The organism is Delftia sp. WY8, from assembly GCF_018437695.1.
In the GTDB taxonomy this organism is placed as follows: Bacteria; Pseudomonadota; Gammaproteobacteria; order Burkholderiales; family Burkholderiaceae_C; genus Comamonas; species Comamonas tsuruhatensis.
This window is the reverse complement of the sequence record NZ_CP049795.1, coordinates 2,347,747-2,363,262: the sequence shown is the minus strand read 5'-3', so window position 1 is coordinate 2,363,262 and position 15,516 is coordinate 2,347,747. Positions and strand designations below refer to the sequence as shown.

14 protein-coding genes are annotated in these 15,516 nt (G+C 67.6%); 12 read left to right on the top strand and 2 right to left on the bottom strand.

The annotated features are described in order from the left end of the window. Window positions 1–38: 38 nt before the first annotated feature. The 8 genes from G4D77_RS10945 to G4D77_RS10910 all read left to right on the top strand — a co-directional run bounded on the left by G4D77_RS10945 (window position 39) and on the right by G4D77_RS10910 (window position 8,393). A complete protein-coding gene (locus G4D77_RS10945) occupies window positions 39–905 on the top strand; it encodes an MOSC domain-containing protein (RefSeq protein ID WP_193726171.1) in 867 nt (288 codons plus the stop codon). 69 nt (window positions 906–974) lie between these two features. Continuing rightward, window positions 975–2,069, top strand: a complete 1,095-nt coding sequence (gene ychF / locus G4D77_RS10940; protein WP_047217470.1) for a redox-regulated ATPase YchF — start codon at window positions 975–977, stop codon at window positions 2,067–2,069. A 157-nt stretch (window positions 2,070–2,226) separates the two neighbouring features. Beyond that, window positions 2,227–2,769, top strand: a complete 543-nt coding sequence (locus G4D77_RS10935) for a CbrC family protein (protein ID WP_154835616.1) — start codon at window positions 2,227–2,229, stop codon at window positions 2,767–2,769. Continuing rightward, window positions 2,766–3,653, top strand: a complete 888-nt coding sequence (locus G4D77_RS10930) for an SMI1/KNR4 family protein (protein WP_154835614.1) — start codon at window positions 2,766–2,768, stop codon at window positions 3,651–3,653. Before G4D77_RS10935 ends, G4D77_RS10930 begins: the two co-directional genes overlap by 4 nt. 430 nt (window positions 3,654–4,083) lie before the next feature. Continuing rightward, window positions 4,084–5,232 carry a PDDEXK nuclease domain-containing protein gene (locus tag G4D77_RS10925; protein ID WP_154835612.1) on the top strand — a complete coding sequence of 383 codons (1,149 nt, stop codon included), beginning with the start codon at window positions 4,084–4,086 and terminating at the stop codon, window positions 5,230–5,232. A 198-nt stretch (window positions 5,233–5,430) separates the two neighbouring features. Further along, window positions 5,431–6,381 carry an NUDIX hydrolase gene (locus tag G4D77_RS10920; RefSeq protein ID WP_013804059.1) on the top strand — a complete coding sequence of 317 codons (951 nt, stop codon included), beginning with the start codon at window positions 5,431–5,433 and terminating at the stop codon, window positions 6,379–6,381. Between the two features lie 124 nt (window positions 6,382–6,505). Next, window positions 6,506–7,387, top strand: coding sequence for a carboxylating nicotinate-nucleotide diphosphorylase (nadC, locus tag G4D77_RS10915; RefSeq protein WP_016447964.1), 882 nt, complete (start codon window positions 6,506–6,508; stop codon window positions 7,385–7,387). A gap of 10 nt (window positions 7,388–7,397) precedes the next feature. Then, entirely contained in the window at window positions 7,398–8,393 is a 996-nt protein-coding gene (locus G4D77_RS10910; protein ID WP_154835610.1) for a tripartite tricarboxylate transporter substrate-binding protein, read from the top strand. 27 nt (window positions 8,394–8,420) lie between these two features. On the opposite strand, the gene G4D77_RS10905 is transcribed toward G4D77_RS10910, so the two are convergent. After that, window positions 8,421–9,203 carry a 3-hydroxybutyrate dehydrogenase gene (locus G4D77_RS10905; RefSeq protein WP_012203473.1) on the bottom strand — a complete coding sequence of 261 codons (783 nt, stop codon included), beginning with the start codon at window positions 9,201–9,203 and terminating at the stop codon, window positions 8,421–8,423. A 446-nt stretch (window positions 9,204–9,649) separates the two neighbouring features. After that, window positions 9,650–10,579, bottom strand: a complete 930-nt coding sequence (locus G4D77_RS10900; RefSeq protein ID WP_071954433.1) for a LysR family transcriptional regulator — start codon at window positions 10,577–10,579, stop codon at window positions 9,650–9,652. A 130-nt stretch (window positions 10,580–10,709) separates the two neighbouring features. On the opposite strand from G4D77_RS10900, the gene mdlC reads away from it, so the two are divergent. The 4 genes from mdlC (at window position 10,710) to G4D77_RS10880 (ending at window position 15,417) form a co-directional block, all read left to right on the top strand. Next, window positions 10,710–12,356: a benzoylformate decarboxylase gene (mdlC, locus tag G4D77_RS10895; protein WP_213757954.1), complete on the top strand. Its 1,647-nt coding sequence runs from the start codon at window positions 10,710–10,712 to the stop codon at window positions 12,354–12,356. A gap of 28 nt (window positions 12,357–12,384) precedes the next feature. Beyond that, window positions 12,385–13,323, top strand: coding sequence for a ketopantoate reductase family protein (locus G4D77_RS10890; protein WP_154835604.1), 939 nt, complete (start codon window positions 12,385–12,387; stop codon window positions 13,321–13,323). A gap of 42 nt (window positions 13,324–13,365) precedes the next feature. Beyond that, window positions 13,366–14,340: a Bug family tripartite tricarboxylate transporter substrate binding protein gene (locus G4D77_RS10885; RefSeq protein WP_154835602.1), complete on the top strand. Its 975-nt coding sequence runs from the start codon at window positions 13,366–13,368 to the stop codon at window positions 14,338–14,340. Between the two features lie 78 nt (window positions 14,341–14,418). Next, entirely contained in the window at window positions 14,419–15,417 is a 999-nt protein-coding gene (locus G4D77_RS10880; RefSeq protein ID WP_012203478.1) for a Bug family tripartite tricarboxylate transporter substrate binding protein, read from the top strand. Window positions 15,418–15,516: the final 99 nt, after the last annotated feature.

Genomic DNA, 15,516 nt, shown 5'->3' with positions numbered 1-15,516 from the left:
GCATACACACTCCAGATTTCCCCAAAAAGAGCTATCCGATGTTTGACCAAGAAAGAGACGTGCAGGGCCGCATTGCCCAGTTGTGGGTATATCCCGTCAAATCCTGCGCGGGCATCGCGCTGCAAAGCAGCGGTGTCGGCGCCACGGGCCTGGCCTGGGACCGCCATTGGATGGTGGTCGATGTCAACGGCGAATTCCTGACCCAGCGCGACCATCCGCGCATGGCCTGGATACGCCCCGAGCTGGAGGCCGGCCACCTGGTCCTGCATTTCCCCCAGCTCCCGCCCCTGCGCATCCCGCTGCAGGCCACGGGCCCGGTGCGCCAGGCGCGCGTCTGGTCGGATGGGGTCCAGGCCTGGGACATGGGGCCGGAGGCAGCGCGCTGGCTGACCCAGGCCCTGGGCGCGGATTGCGCCTTGGTGCGTTTCGACCCGGCCGCGCCGCGCCGCACCAGCGAGCGCTGGACAGGCGGCGAGGCCGCGCCCGTGCACTTTGCGGACGGCTACCCGCTGCTGGTGCTGAGCCAGGCGGCCGTGGATGAGCTCAACCAGCGCCTGCAGGCCGCCGGCCAGCCCGCCGTCGATGCCCGCCGCTTCCGACCGAACATCGTGATCGAGGGCCTGGAGGCCCATGACGAGGACCGGGTCGACGGGTTCGACGTGCTCGATGCCCGGGGCCTGCGGCTGCGCATGGCCAAGCCCTGCACACGCTGCCCCATTCCCGACATCGACCCCGTCACGGCCGTGCAGGGCACCGCCGTGGGTGATGCCATCCGTGCCTACCGCCAGGACGACCGTGTCGATGGTGCCATCACCTTCGGCATGAATGCCGTGCTGGAAGGCCTGCACGACGGGGCTGAACTGGCTGTTGGCCAGTCCGTGGCCGGCGACTGGCAGTTCGCCTGAAACGACAGGAAATGCCCGGTTGACTAAAATACGGGGTTTGTCCCCAGAATCCCTGTAGAAAGCCCTGCCATGAGCCTCAAATGCGGCATCGTGGGCCTGCCCAATGTGGGCAAGTCCACTCTCTTCAACGCGCTGACGAAGGCCGGCATCGCCGCCGAGAACTATCCCTTCTGCACCATCGAGCCGAACACCGGCGTGGTGGAAGTGCCCGATCCGCGCCTGCAGAAGCTGGCCGACATCATCACGCCCGAGCGCATCGTCCCGGCCATCGTCGAATTCGTGGACATCGCGGGCCTGGTGGCCGGCGCCTCCAAGGGTGAAGGCCTGGGCAACCAGTTCCTGGCCCACATCCGCGAGACCGACGCCATCGTCAACGTGGTGCGCTGCTTCGAAGACCCGAACGTCATCCACGTGGCCAACAAGGTGGACCCCATCGCCGACATCGAGGTCATCCAGACCGAGCTGTGCCTGGCCGACCTGGCCACCGTCGAGAAGGCGCTGAACCGCTACAGCAAGGCCGCCAAGTCGGGCAACGACAAGGAAGCGGCCAAGCTGGTGGCGCTGCTGACCCCCATCCAGGCTGCCCTGGACCAGGGCAAGCCCGCACGCACGGTGCCCGTCTCCAAGGAAGACGCGCCCCTGCTCAAGCAGTTCTGCCTGATCACCGCCAAGCCCGCCATGTTCGTGGGCAACGTCAGCGAAGACGGCTTCGAGAACAACCCGCTGCTCGACAGCCTCAAGGCCTATGCCGAGGCGCAGGGCGCTCCCGTCGTGGCCATCTGCGCCAAGATCGAGGCCGAAATGGCCGAGATGAGCGACGAGGACCGCGACATGTTCCTGCAGGAACTGGGCCTGGAAGAACCGGGCCTGAACCGCCTGATCCGCGCCGGCTTCGGCCTGCTGGGCCTGCAGACCTACTTCACGGCCGGCGTCAAGGAAGTGCGCGCCTGGACCATCAAGGTCGGCGACACCGCCCCCCAGGCCGCAGGCGTCATCCACGGCGACTTCGAGCGCGGCTTCATCCGCGCCCAGACCATCTCCTTCGACGACTTCATCGCCTTCAAGGGCGAGCAAGGCGCCAAGGACGCGGGCAAGATGCGCGCCGAAGGCAAGGAATATGTCGTCAAGGATGGCGACGTGATGAACTTCCTGTTCAACGTCTGAGGCGGCACATGCTGCAGCGGGGCTGCTAAAGCAGCTCCCGCGCTTCTCGGAAAAACCGCGCTTTGCGCGGTTTTTTCTTGCCAGGAACGTTTCATTTCCACGCGCTGAGCCGCCATGGACAATGGCGCCTTTCCATTGGGGAAAGAGAGACCTTGAAATGGACCGCCCGCATTTCAGATTCCATCCCGGTGCCTATGAAACCGTCTTCGAGCAGGAAGAGGGTGTGTGTTCCTGCTGCGGACAAAACCGCAGCCTCAAGTACGAAGGCCCGTTCTACAGCCAGCAAAGCCCCGATTACCTGTGTCCCTGGTGCATTGCCAGCGGGCAGGCTTGCGAGACATACGACGGCGAACTTGTGGGATACACCGATATCGAAGGCGTGTCGCCTGATCCGGCAGACCCGGAGCCCGCCATCGCCAGGGAACTGCTACTGGAGATCGCGCTGCGCACGCCCGGCTACAGGGCCTGGCAGCAGCCCGTGTGGCTCACGCACTGCAACGAGCCCTGTGTCTTCCTGGGTCACGCCGACAGGCAGGCCGTCGAGCCTTTCCTCGCTGAGGTCCTGCCCGACATCGAAGGCATCTACAAAAAGGATGCCCAGTGGATGCTGGAGCGCATGTCCACGGACGGCATGATTTCAGGCTGCCTTTTCCGGTGCGTGCGTTGCGGCGAGCATAGGCTGCATATGGATGTGGGATGAACCCGATGATCGACTACGAAACGCTCTCCACCCAGACCGGCATTGCCTTGCCGCCACTGTTGAAGGAATTTCTGGCATCGGGAAAGACCCACTATGGCCCGGATTGGGCTGATACCTGGCGCCAGCGCTGCCTGCAGGACCCGCCCTTGTTCATGAGTTGGCAGGACTTCGAATGGATAGACGCCGAAGCCAGCCGGGAAGTCATCGAGGGCTGGCTTCATCCTGGCGCACAGAACGGCCGGAGCTTTCTGCCATTCGCCCAGTCGGGCGCCGGCGATGCCTGGTGCCTGACGCCGCTGGACACGCATGGCGTGGGCGTGGCGCTGGTGTTGCACGATGACGAGGCCAGCAGCGTTGCCCATGCCTGCTTCGATGACTTTGTCTGTGCGGGATTTCTGCAGGCCTTTGCGGACCTGAGCGATCAGCTGGATGAATTGTCGGAGCCGGAGGCTTTGCAATTGTTGCGGGCCGATGTCGCACAGACCACGCGCTTCATGACGCAGGAGTTGGGAGGCTATCTGCAGGATTTCTGCCGGCGTCCCTTGGAGATCAGGCCTTGGCGCGACGGGCCCCGGGCGCGTGTTCGCCAGGTGGCTTCATTGATTTCACAGGATGAACTGGCGGCCGAACTGGACCGGCTGCCCGCCGTGGACCTTTCCTTTCCCGTCGTGGCGCGCTGGGAAGTGTGTTCATCGGACGAGGGCAGCACGCAGCCCGGCCTGGTGCCAGAGCCCGCAAAGATTGACTGGCGCACCCTTGCCGCCGATCCCCTGCAGAAGATGGCGGCCATCAGAGCCTGCCAGAGTGAGCATGGCTGCAGCCTGGGACAGGCCAAGGCCATGGTGGACCAGCACCTCGGCGGCCGTGTGAACGCGCACGCCTGACCGGGGGCAGGCCGGCGCCTTCAACCCACCATAGCCATCCATCCCGCCAACCGACCGCCTTCACCCTCCAGTTCCGCAGTCCCTCCCATCCGTGCCGAACTCTTCTTCGGGAATGCAAGGCAGATGCTCCGTGGGGGCCTGGACATTGAGCTTCCGATCGTGCCGGATCGCTCTGCAGAGGCCCAGGCTGTTTCGGAGCGAGCGCCGTAAGATGACCCGTCGTCACCCGACAGAGTGAAAAGACAGGCCCGAGCACGGTAACGCCAGCAAGAAAGGAATCACGTCCTATGGATAAGCAGGCGCTTGGCGAACGCGATATCTGTACCAAGTTCATCACGCAGGCTATGGAAAAGGCTGGATGGGACGCCCGGACCGAGGTGCGCGAAAAATTCCCTCCGGACGGACTCAGGGCCACCAGCGGGGGCGCAGTATGAGCACCCACCTACCCGCCGACTACCCGGCACTGCTGGCCGATATCAAGCAGCGTGTCCGCCATGCCCAGACGCGGGCCATGCTGGCGGTCAATGCCGAATTGATCCGCCTGTATTGGGATATCGGGGCACTGATCGACCAGCGCCAGAAGCGGGAAGGCTGGGGTGCCGCAGTCATCCCTCGGCTGGCCAGGGATCTGCACAACGAACTGCCGGAGGAAAAAGGTTTTTCCGAGCGCAACATCAAGCGCATGCTGGCTTTTTATCGCGAGTATCCCTCTCTGGCTGCCACAGCCGGGAGCACAGAGAAAGTGCCACAGGCCGTGGCACAACTTGCCCCCAGCGAAAAAGTGCCACAGGCTGTGGCACAAAGCCGCCTGGCGCCGGGGGTGGCGGCAGATGGCGCACAGGTGTTTTCTCCTGATGTTCTGCTGTCCCTGCCGTGGGGCCACCATGCCGAGCTGATCGCCAAGGTGAAGGAGCCGGGCGCACGCCATTGGTACATGTGCGCAGCCATCGAAAACGGATGGAGCCGCAGTGTCCTGCTGATGCAGATCGAAACAGCCGCGCACCTGCGACAAGGCAGAGCTGCCAGCAACTTCGCCTTGCGCCTGCCTCCGCCGGATTCCGACCTGGTACAGCAAACGCTCAAGGACCCTTACCTGTTCGACTTCCTGACGTTGGAATCAGGTTTCCATGAGCGTGAGTTGGAAACCGGTCTGATCACCCATCTGGAAAAATTTCTCCTGGAGCTGGGCCAGGGCTTCGCCTTTGTGGGGCGCCAATACCACCTGGACCTTGCCGGAGACGATTTCTACATAGACCTGCTGTTCTACCATCTCAAGCTGCGTTGCTACGTGGTCATCGACCTCAAGCGGGGCGATTTCAAGCCTGAATACGCGGGCAAGATGAACTTCTACTGCAACGTTGTGGACGACAGGTTGCGACACGCAACCGACCAACCCACCATCGGTTTGATCCTGTGCCAGAAACCCAATCACGTGCTGGCCGAGTATGCGCTGCGCGGCGTGGACAAGCCCATCGGCGTTTCCGGTTTCGAGCTCACCCGTGCCTTGCCGGAAACCCTGCAAAGCAGCCTGCCCAGCATCGAACAGATCGAGCGCGAGCTGGGAGGCGGGCATGAATGAGCACACCGCTGAACTGCTGGAAAAGTACCTGCGACAGCTCGAACGCCGCGGGTAGTCATGCGATAGAAAAACACGCCGGCGCTCAACAGGTTGAATTTGACCGTCCGATGGCCCGTGGCGGTCTGCTGTGCCGGGCTCGAAGCCGCCCCTTCAACCCACCATAATCACCCATCCCGCCAACCGACCTCCCTCACCTTCGTGCCCCACCCCACCAGTCCCGCAGCCTCTCCCATCCATGCCGAACTCGTCGCCGTGCTGGCGGCGGTGACCCAGGGCACACCGCGCGTGCTGACCACGGCGGACGGGCAGTTGCTGCCGGCGGGGCCGTTCGAGGTGGGGCACCGTTCGCTGCAGGCCGGCCTGCGCGCCTGGGTGGAGGAGCAGACCCATCACCCGCTGGGCTACATGGAGCAGCTCTACACCTTTGCCGATGGCGATCGCACCGATGCCAGCGGGGCGCGCGTGATCTCGGTCAGCTACCTGGGGCTGACGCGCGAATCCGCGGACCGCAGCGCGGGGCAGGCCGTCTGGCAGGACTGGTACCGCTACTTTCCCTGGGAAGACTGGCGCGGCGGCGAGCCGGCCCTGCTGCGCTCCCACATCGCTCCGCGCCTGCATGCCTGGATGGCCGAGGCGCGCGGCGCCCAGCGTGCGCTGCGGCGCCAGCGCGCGGACATCGCCTTCGGCCTGGACGGCGGGCCCTGGAACGAGGACATGGTGCTGCAGCGCTACGAACTGCTGTACGAGGCCGGACTGGTGCAGGAGGCGGCTCACCGCGTCCATGGCGCGGCCGCCATGCTGCCCGGCGAGGCCATGCACCACGACCATCGCCGCATCCTGGCCACGGGCATGGCGCGGCTGCGCGCCAAGATCAAGTACCGGCCCGTGGTGTTCGAGCTGATGCCACCCGAGTTCACGCTGCTGCAGCTGCAGCAGACGGTGGAGGCCCTGGCCGGGCGCGGGCTGCACAAGCAGAACTTCCGCCGCCTGATCGAGCAGCAGGATCTGGTCGAGGAGACCGGCCAGCTCACGGTGGGCTCGGCGGGCCGGCCCGCCAAGCTGTTCCGCTTTCGCAGCGATGTGCTGCTGGAGCGGGCCATCTCGGGCAGCAAGCTGCCCCTGGCCAAGGGAATCGACGGTTCCCCCTGAGCCGCACGGCACTTGCCCGATTGTGTCAATGGCTTGACAGCACTTATGCTCGTATCTAGCATAAGTTCCTCGCTTAAGCCCGCAAGGCCGCGCGCCACATTTTTTTGACCTACATATACTCAAAATGAGCATTAATATTGCCAATGCCCTCAGTGCCCGCCTGCCGGTACCGCCGCTGCCCGACCTGATGCTGGAGCCGCTGGTGCGCTCGGCCCTGCTGGAAGACCTGGGCCGCGCGGGCGACCTGACCACGGATGCCATCGTCCCTGCCGACGCACAGGCCGAACTGCGCCTTGTGGCGCGCCAGGAGGGCGTGCTGGCCGGGCTGGACATGGCGCGGCTGGCGTTCCGTGCGCTGGATGCGCAGTCGCGTTTCGAGCCGGTGCTGCGCGATGGCAGCGAACTGGCGCCCGGCCAGGAGATCGCGCGCATCCACGGCAGCGCGCGCGCCATCCTCACCGCCGAGCGCGTGGCGCTCAACTACCTGTGCCACCTGAGCGGCGTGGCCACGGCCACGGCATCGATCGCGAGGGCCATCGCCGACACGGGCGCACGCGTGACCTGCACGCGCAAGACCATGCCCGGCCTGCGTGCGCTGCAGAAGTACGCGGTGCGCGTGGGCGGCGGCAGCAACCACCGCTTCGGCCTGGACGATGCCGTGCTGATCAAGGACAACCACATCGCGCTGGCCGGCGGCGTGGCCGAGGCCCTGGCCCGGGCGCGCGCGGGCGTGGGCCACATGGTGCAGATCCAGCTGGAGGTGGACACGCTGGAGCAGCTGGAGGTGGCGCTGTCCCTGGGCGTGGAAGTGGTGCTGCTGGACAACATGGACCTGGACACGCTGCGCACGGCCGTCTCCATGGCGCGCGGGCGCGCGGTGACCGAGGCCTCGGGCCGCATCACGCCCGAGACGGCGCGCGCCGTGGCCGAGACCGGCGTGGACCAGATCGCCGTGGGCTGGATCACGCACAGCGCCCGGGTTCTCGACATCGGCCTCGACACCTGAGGACTCGGCCATGGCATTTTCTTTGCGCGGGCGGGGACTCTGGACGCTAGCGGCCTGTGCGCTGCTGGCGGGCGCATCGGGGCTGTGGCTGGCGGCGCCCGGCAAGGCCGGCACGCGCCTGGAGCGGCCCATCACCATCGTCGTGACGTTTCCGCCGGGTGGCGGCACGGACCTGCTGGCGCGGCGCCTGGGCGAGCAGCTGCAGCAGCGCCTGGGCCAGCCCGTGGTGGTGGAGAACCGGCCCGGCGCCAGCGGCAACATCGGCGCCCATGCCGTGGCCCAGGCCGTGGCGGACGGCAGCACCTTGCTGATGGCCAACAGCTCGTTCGCCATCAACCCCGGTGTGTACGAGCGCCTGGACTTCGATCCGCGCAAGGACTTCACGGCGGTGTTCAACGCAGGCTCCATCGCCTCGGTGCTGGTCGTGCCTGCGGACAGCGCGCTGCAGACGCTGGAGGACGCGCTGGCCCAGGCGCACCAGGAACGGCCGCTGCTGTTCGCCTCCTGCGGTAACGGCACGCCCCAGCACCTGGCCGGCGAGATGCTGGCCCGGGAGGCGAAGCGCTTTGTGCAGCATGTGCCCTACAAGGGCTGCGGCCCGGCCATCACGGCCGTGGCGGCAGGCCAGGTGGCGGCGGGCATGGTCACGGCCAGCAGTGCTGCGGCCATGATCGCTGCAGGCCGCGTGCGCGCCCTGGCCGTCACGGCGCCGCAGCGACTGCCGCAGCTGGCCGGCGTTCCCACGGTGGCCGAGCGCGGCCTGCCGGGCTTTGCGGTGGAGCAGTGGCACGGCCTGCTGGCACCTGCCGCCACGCCCCGGGCCACGGTGCAGGCATTGCATGACACGCTGGAGCAGGCGCTGGCCGATCCCGCCGTCAGCGCTGGCTTGCGCGACCAGGGCTACACCCTGGCGCGGCAGACACCGGGCCAATTCCAGGCGCTGATCGCGGCCGACATCGACCGCTATGCGGCCGTGACGCGTGCGCTGGGCCTGAAGGCCGATTGAGGGCCGATTGGGTGGCCGACTGGCGACTTACTGCATGAACCAGCCGTGGCTGACCACCAGCGACTGGCCGGTCAGCGCATTGCTGGGGAAGCCCGCGAACAGCAGGGCCACGCGGGCCACGTCCTCTGTGGTGGTGAACTCGCCGTCCACGGTTTCCTTGAGCATCACGTTCTTGATGACCTCGTCCTCGCTGATGCCCAGCGTGCGGGCCTGCTCGGGAATCTGCTTGTCCACCAGCGGCGTGCGCACGAAGCCCGGGCAGATCACATTGGCGCGCACGCCGTGCTTGGCGCCTTCCTTGGCCACGGTCTTGGCCAGCCCGATCAGGCCGTGCTTGGCCGTGACATAGGGCGCCTTGAGCAGCGAGGCCTCCTTGGAGTGCACCGATCCCATGTAGATCACGCTGCCGCCGCGGCCCTGCGCATACATGTGCTTGAGGCAGGCGCGCGTGGTGAGGAAGGCGCCGTCCAGGTGGATGGCCAGCATCTTCTTCCAGTCGGCAAAGCTGAATTCCTCCACCGGATGCACGATCTGTATCCCGGCATTGCTGACCAGGATGTCGATGCCGCCGAAGGCCCGGGCGGCCTCCTCGACCGAGGCGTTGACCTGGGCCTCGTCGGTCACGTCCACGGCCACGCCCATGGCCTGGGCTCCCGTGGCGCGCAGCTCGGCCGCCGTGGCGTCGGCTGCCTCCTTGTTGAGGTCGGCAATGACGATGCGCGCGCCTTCGCTGGCGAACAGCGTGGCGATCTCCTTGCCGATGCCGCTGGCCGAGCCGGTGATGAAGGCGACCTTGTCCTTGAGTTGCATGGTGAGTCTTTCCTGGAGAGTGGATGAAACAGGCCGGTGCCCATCTTCGGCGCGGCCGGCCGCGTGCCCTTGTCGGCGCAGGGACCAGTCTGGCGCCGGTTTCTTAGACGAAACTGAGTCGGCAGGCCCGGCTGCCTAGAGCGTGTTGTGCACTTTTAAGTACCCGCGTTGGCTCTGCGCGCTGGTGATCGCAAGGCGCAGTGCGCCGCCAAGGCTGAAGCCTTGGCAAGCGCTGCAACGCCGCGAGCGCCTGCGCGCAGAGCCAACCCTCCGGGAAAGCCGGGAAAGGGGCCCGGCCCTTCGTTGCAGCCCGCTTGCGGTGTGGCAACCGCGGCGCGTGCTACGCCTCGTTCCGGACCCCTTTCCCGGCTTTCGCGGGCACGTAAAAGTGCATAACACGCTCTAGTGTTGGCAGCCCGCAAGTCATGGCCGTGACGGCCGGCCCTTCAGGGCGCGGCGGCCTCGCGGTGCCGGGGCTGCTGGAACAGCTCGCAGACCAGTTCGCGCAGCCAGCGCTTGGCCGGTTCCTGCTCGAAGCGCCAGCTCCAGTGCAGCGACACGTCGAAGCGGTGATCGGGCAGGTCGGCATCGCGCACCGCATAGCCGCCGCGCTCGACAAAGCCGGCCGCGATCTCGGCCGGCATGATCACCGCCAGGTCGGTCTTGCCCACGATGGAGGGCACGGCCATGAAGTGTGCTGCCGACAGGCGGATGCGCTCATCGAGCCGCAGCGCCTGCAGGATGCGCAGCGTCTCCGAATGCGAGCGCACCGCCGCGAAATCCAGCTGGCGCAGCGTGGCCAGCGCCAGTGGCGCGTCTTCGGGCACGTGCGCCAGCGCGGGGTGGCCGCTGCGCAGCAGCACGCCGTAATGGTCGGACAGCAGCACGGTCTGCCGGGTCCGCGTGCCACCCGGCAGAAAGCCGATGGCGATGTCCAGCGTGCCCCGGTCCAGCGCATCGGCAATGCCGTCCAGCGGCATGGGCAGGGTCTCCAGCTGCACATGCGGGGCGCGCTGGTGCAGCGCCTGCATCAGCGGCGGCAGAAAGCGCGCCTCGCCGATGTCGCTCAGGTGGATGCGAAAGCGCTGGCGCGCCTGCAGCGGCTCGAAGCTCTGGGCCTCGGACATGGCGACTTCGAGCACCTCCAGCGCCTGGCGCACGGCCAGCGCCAGGCGCTCGGCACGCGGCGTGGGGCGCACGCCTGCGTGCGCGCGCTCGAACAGCGGATTGCCCAGCAGCAGGCGCAGCCGCGTCACGGCCTGGCTGGCGGCGGGCTGGGACATGCCCAGCTCCTCGGCCGCGCGGCTGACGCTGCAGTGGCGGTACACGGCGTCAAAGACGCGCAGCAGGTTGAGGTCCAGGTTCTTGATATCCATTTGGTGAATATCTCTTAGATAGTTTATTCAATTGCTGGAAATCATAAGCGCCTGCACCATGGGCACCGACTTCCATGGCCACCGCGCGGCACGCACCGGGCGGCCGGCCCATTCCCCAGGAGACCCCATCTTGCAAGCACCCACCACACCGCGCAGCCAGCCCGCCGAGGCATCCTCTTCCACCGCGACCTACACCGCGACCTACACCGTGCGCCATGCCGTGATCGCCATGCTGCGCGAGCTGGGCATGACGCGCATCTTCGGCAACCCGGGCTCGACCGAGCTGCCGCTGTTCCGCGACTACCCCGAAGACTTCTCCTATGTGCTGGGCCTGCAGGAAACCGTCGTCGTGGGCATGGCCGACGGCCACGCCCAGGCCACGCGCAATGCCAGCTTCGTGAACCTGCATTCGGCTGCGGGCGTGGGCCACGCCATGGCCAACATCTTCACGGCCTTCAAGAACCGCACGCCCCTGGTGATCACGGCGGGCCAGCAGGCGCGCTCGCTGCTGCAGTTCGACCCCTTCCTGCACTCCAGCCAGGCCGCCGAGCTGCCCAAGCCATATGTGAAGTGGAGCTGCGAGCCCGCACGCGCCGAAGACGTGCCCCAGGCGCTGGCGCGCGCCTACTACATCGCCATGCAGGAGCCGCGCGGCCCCGTGCTGGTCTCCATTCCCGCCGATGACTGGGACAAGCCGGCCGAGCCCGTCACGCTGCGCCATGTGGGCTTCGAGACGCGGCCCGACCCGCGCACGCTGGAGCTCATCGGCCAGGCGCTGGACGCCGCGCGTGCCCCGGCCCTGGTCGTGGGCGCGGCCGTGGACCGGGCCCAGGGCTGGGATGCCGTGGTCGCGCTGGCCGAGCGCCACCAGGCCCGCGTCTTCGTGGCCCCCATGAGCGGGCGCTGCAGCTTCCCCGAGGACCATCCCCTGTTCGCCGGCTTCCTGCCCGCCATGCGCGAGCGCATCGTGCAGCTGCTGTCCGGCCATGACGTGGTCTTCGCCGTGGGCGCGGCCGCCTTCACCTACCACGTGGAAGGCGAGGGCCCGCACATCCCCGAAGGCACGGCGCTCTACCAGCTGATCGAGGACCCGGCCATTGCCGCCTGGGCCCCCGTGGGCACGGCCGCCGTGGGCAATGTGCGCATGGGCGTGGAGGAGCTGCTGCAGCGCCCCGCGCCCGCACCGCGCCAGGCGCCCGCACCCCGGCCCGCAGCGCCGGTGCCGGCCGCGCCCGCCGCAGGCGAGCGCATGTCGGTGGCCTTTGCCATGCACACGCTGGCCCAGGTGCGTGACCGGCGCAGCATCGTGGTGGAAGAGGCACCCAGCTCGCGCTCCACCATCCAGACCTACCTGCCCATCTTCCACTCGGGCACCTTCTACACCATGTGCAGCGGCGGCCTGGGCCACAGCATGCCGGCCGCCGTGGGCGTGGCACTGGCACAGCCCGAGTCCAAGGTGGTCGCCGTCATCGGCGACGGCTCGGCCATGTACGCCATCCAGGCCCTCTGGAGCGCAGCCCAGCTGCGCCTGCCCATCAGCTTCGTGATCCTCAAGAACCGCCGCTACGCAGCGCTGCAGGACTTCGCCCATGTCTTCGGCTACCGCGAGGGCGAGAAGGTCGAGGGCACGGAACTGCCCGACATCGACTTCGTGGCGCTGGCCCGTGGCCAGGGCTGCGACGGCGTGCATGTGGAGAACGCGGCCGAGCTGGCCGATGTGCTGGAGCGCGCGCTGGCCCATCCCAAGCCCATCGTGGTCGAGGTCGAAGTCGCCTGAGGCGAAGCCCCCTGCAGGAGACACGGCAATGGAAAACACAAGAAGCATAGGCATCCTCGGCGCAGGCGCCATGGGCACCCTGTTCGGCGCGCGGCTGGCCCGCATCGGCCTGGACGTGACCCTGGTCGATGTGAACGACGAACTGCTGCAGGCCCTGAACCGCGATGGCGCGCGCTGCCACACCGATGAGGGGCTGCTCAAGGTCCGCGTGCATGCGGCGCGGGCCGAGCAGCTCACGGCGGGGCCCGCGCTGTGGCTGGTCTTCACCAAGTCGGCCCATACGCGGGCCGCGCTGCAGGGCATTGCCCATCTCATCGGGCCGGACACGCATTTCCTGAGCCTGCAAAACGGCATAGGCCATGCCGATGTGTTGCGTGAAATGGTGCCGCTCGAACGCATCGCCGTGGGCGTGACCACCTGGCCTGCGCGCGTGATGTCGCCGGGCGAGGTCAGCTCCATGGGGCAGGGCAGTATCCGCTTCATGCCCTGCAACGGCCAGCGCAGCGCGGTCTTCGACCTGCTGGCGGAAGACCTCAACCGCGCAGGCATGCATTGCAGCATCGACCCGCAGGTGCAGGAAGCCATCTGGGAGAAGCTGGCCTTCAATGCCGCCTTCAACGGCGTGTGCGCCGTGACGCGCCAGACCGTGGACGGACTGGCCAATCCGCAGGGCGAGGCCCTGCTGCAGCGCGTGCTGGACGAGGTGCTGTCCGTCGCCCATGCCCATGGCGTCGCCGCCAGCGCCGAGCGCGTGGGTGCGGCCGTGCGCGATGCGCTGGACCACCACCGGGGCCACCAGCCCTCGATGCTGCAGGACCTGCTGGCCGGCCGTGCCACCGAGACGGGCGCCATCCACGGTGCCGTGCTGCAGGTGGCCGACCGCCTGGGCATTGCCGTTCCCGTGACGCGCACGCTGCATGCACTGGTCAGCCTGTCAGAGAACGCGGGCGCCGTCGCACCGCGCTGAACGCGCTCAAGGCAAAACGAGCCACTACAACAAGGAGACAAGATGCTGCGCAGACAAGCACTCAAGGCCGCACTGGCCATAGGCGCCCCGCCCCTGCTGGGCATGGGCACGGCACACGCCCAGACCGGCAAGCCCGTCGAATGGGTGGTGGGCTTTGCCGCAGGCGGCGGCTCGGACGCCGTGGCGCGTACCGTGGGCGAGTCCTTTGGCAAGGCCCTGGGCCGCACCGTGGTCGTCATGAACAAGCCCGGGGCCGGCACCAACATCGCCGCCGAATACGCGGCGCGCACGCGCGAGCTGGGCAGCCTGGTCTTCACGGCCGACTTCGCCACGCTGGCGGCCAATCCCCACCTGTTTCGCAAGCTGGCCTACAACGCCGAGAAGGACTTCGTGCCCATCGGCCTGCTGGCGCGCTTTCCGCTGTTCCTCGTGGTCGGCAACCAATTGCCGGTGCACAACCTGCAGGAGTTCACGCAGTGGGTGAAGGCCCAGCCAGGCCCCGTCAGCTACGGCAGCCCGGGCCTGGGCACGCCGCATCACCTGGCCACCGAACTGCTGTCGCAGCGCCTGGGCGTGAAGATGTCCCATGTGCCCTATCGCGGCGCGGGGCCGGCCCTGATCGATGTGATCGGCGGCCAGATCCCCTTCATGCTGGCCGACAGCGCGGCGGCGGCCCAGCACATTGCGGCGGGCAAGCTGCGCGTCATCGGCGTGGCCAGCGCCGAGCGTCTCAGGAGCCATCCGGCCGTGCCCACGCTGGCCGAGCAGGGCGTCAAGGATTTCGAGGCCCATGCCTGGCAGGGCCTGGTGGCACCCGCAGGCACGGACGACGCCACCGTGCAGGCCTGGTCCGTGGCGCTGCAGCAGGCGCTGCGCTCGCCTGCCGTGCTGGCGCGTTTCGAGGCGCTGTCGCTGGAGCCGCTGCCCGGCACGCCTGCGCAGATGCGTGACTACTGGCGCAGCGAAAGCCGGCGCTGGGGCCAGGTCATCGAGTCGGCGGGCATACGGCTGGATTGACCGTAGCGCCGCTGCGCCGCTGCTGCTTCAGGCGCCCTCACCGTTTTCAAGAACTCATAACCCAAGGAGACATAGCTCATGCACAAGACAACCCCCTTCAGCCGCTGGCGCCGCCTGGGCCTGCTGGCCCTGCTGGGCGCGACGGCCTCGGTCCCTGCACTGGCGCAGAAGGCCGGCGACAAATGGCCCGAGCGCCCCGTGCGCCTGGTCGTGAACTTCGCGCCCGGCGGCGCGGCCGATGTGCTGGCGCGCGCCATCACGCCCACCATGTCCCAGGTGCTGGGCCAGTCGGTGGTGGTGGACAACAAGCCCGGCGCGGGCGGCAACATCGGCATCAGCGAAACCGTGCGCGCGCCCAAGGATGGCTACACGCTGCTGCTCAGCTCGGGCGGGGCCATCACCATCAACCCGATGATCTACAGCAAGCTGGCCTTCAATCCCGAAAAGGACTTGACGCCCGTGGCTGCCGTGGCGCGCGTGCATGTGTTCCTGGAGACCAATCCTGCCGTGCCCGCCACCAACGTGGCCGACTTCATCAAGCACCTGAAGGCCAACCCCGGCAAGCTGTCCTACGGCTCGCCGGGCCAGGGCAGCTCGCCGCACCTGGCCGGCGAGATGTTCAAGCGCATGGCCGGTGTCGATGCCGTGCATGCCCCCTACAAGGGCGCGGGCCCGGCGCTCAGCGACGTGCTCAGCGGGCAGCTGCAGTTCTGGTTCGACCCGGGTCCGGGCCTCAAGCAGGTCGAGGCGGGCAAGCTGCGCCTGCTGGCCATCGGCAGCCCGCACCGCTCGCCGCAATACCCCAACGTGCCCACGCTGGCCGAAAGCGGCCTGCCGGGCTTTGACGCCGACACGCTGTTCGGCATCTACGCGCCCACGGGCACGCCCGAATCGGTGATCGAGGCCGTTCGCACTGCCGTGGCCAAGGCGCTGGAGCAAAAGAACGTCAACGACGTCATCCTCACCCTGGGCGCCACGCCCGCGCCCCTGAGCCGCAAGGCCTTCATCGACCACCACGCCACCGAGCGCGAGCGCTTTGGCGAACTGGTGAAAGCCATCGGCCTGAAAGTGGACTGAGCTTTCCCGCAGGCCATCGCCCGCAAGCCGCCCGCTCCGCGCTGGCGGCTTTTTGCTTTCCGGGCCGGGCTGGGCCGGGCCGAGGGGGCCTTGTGCCGG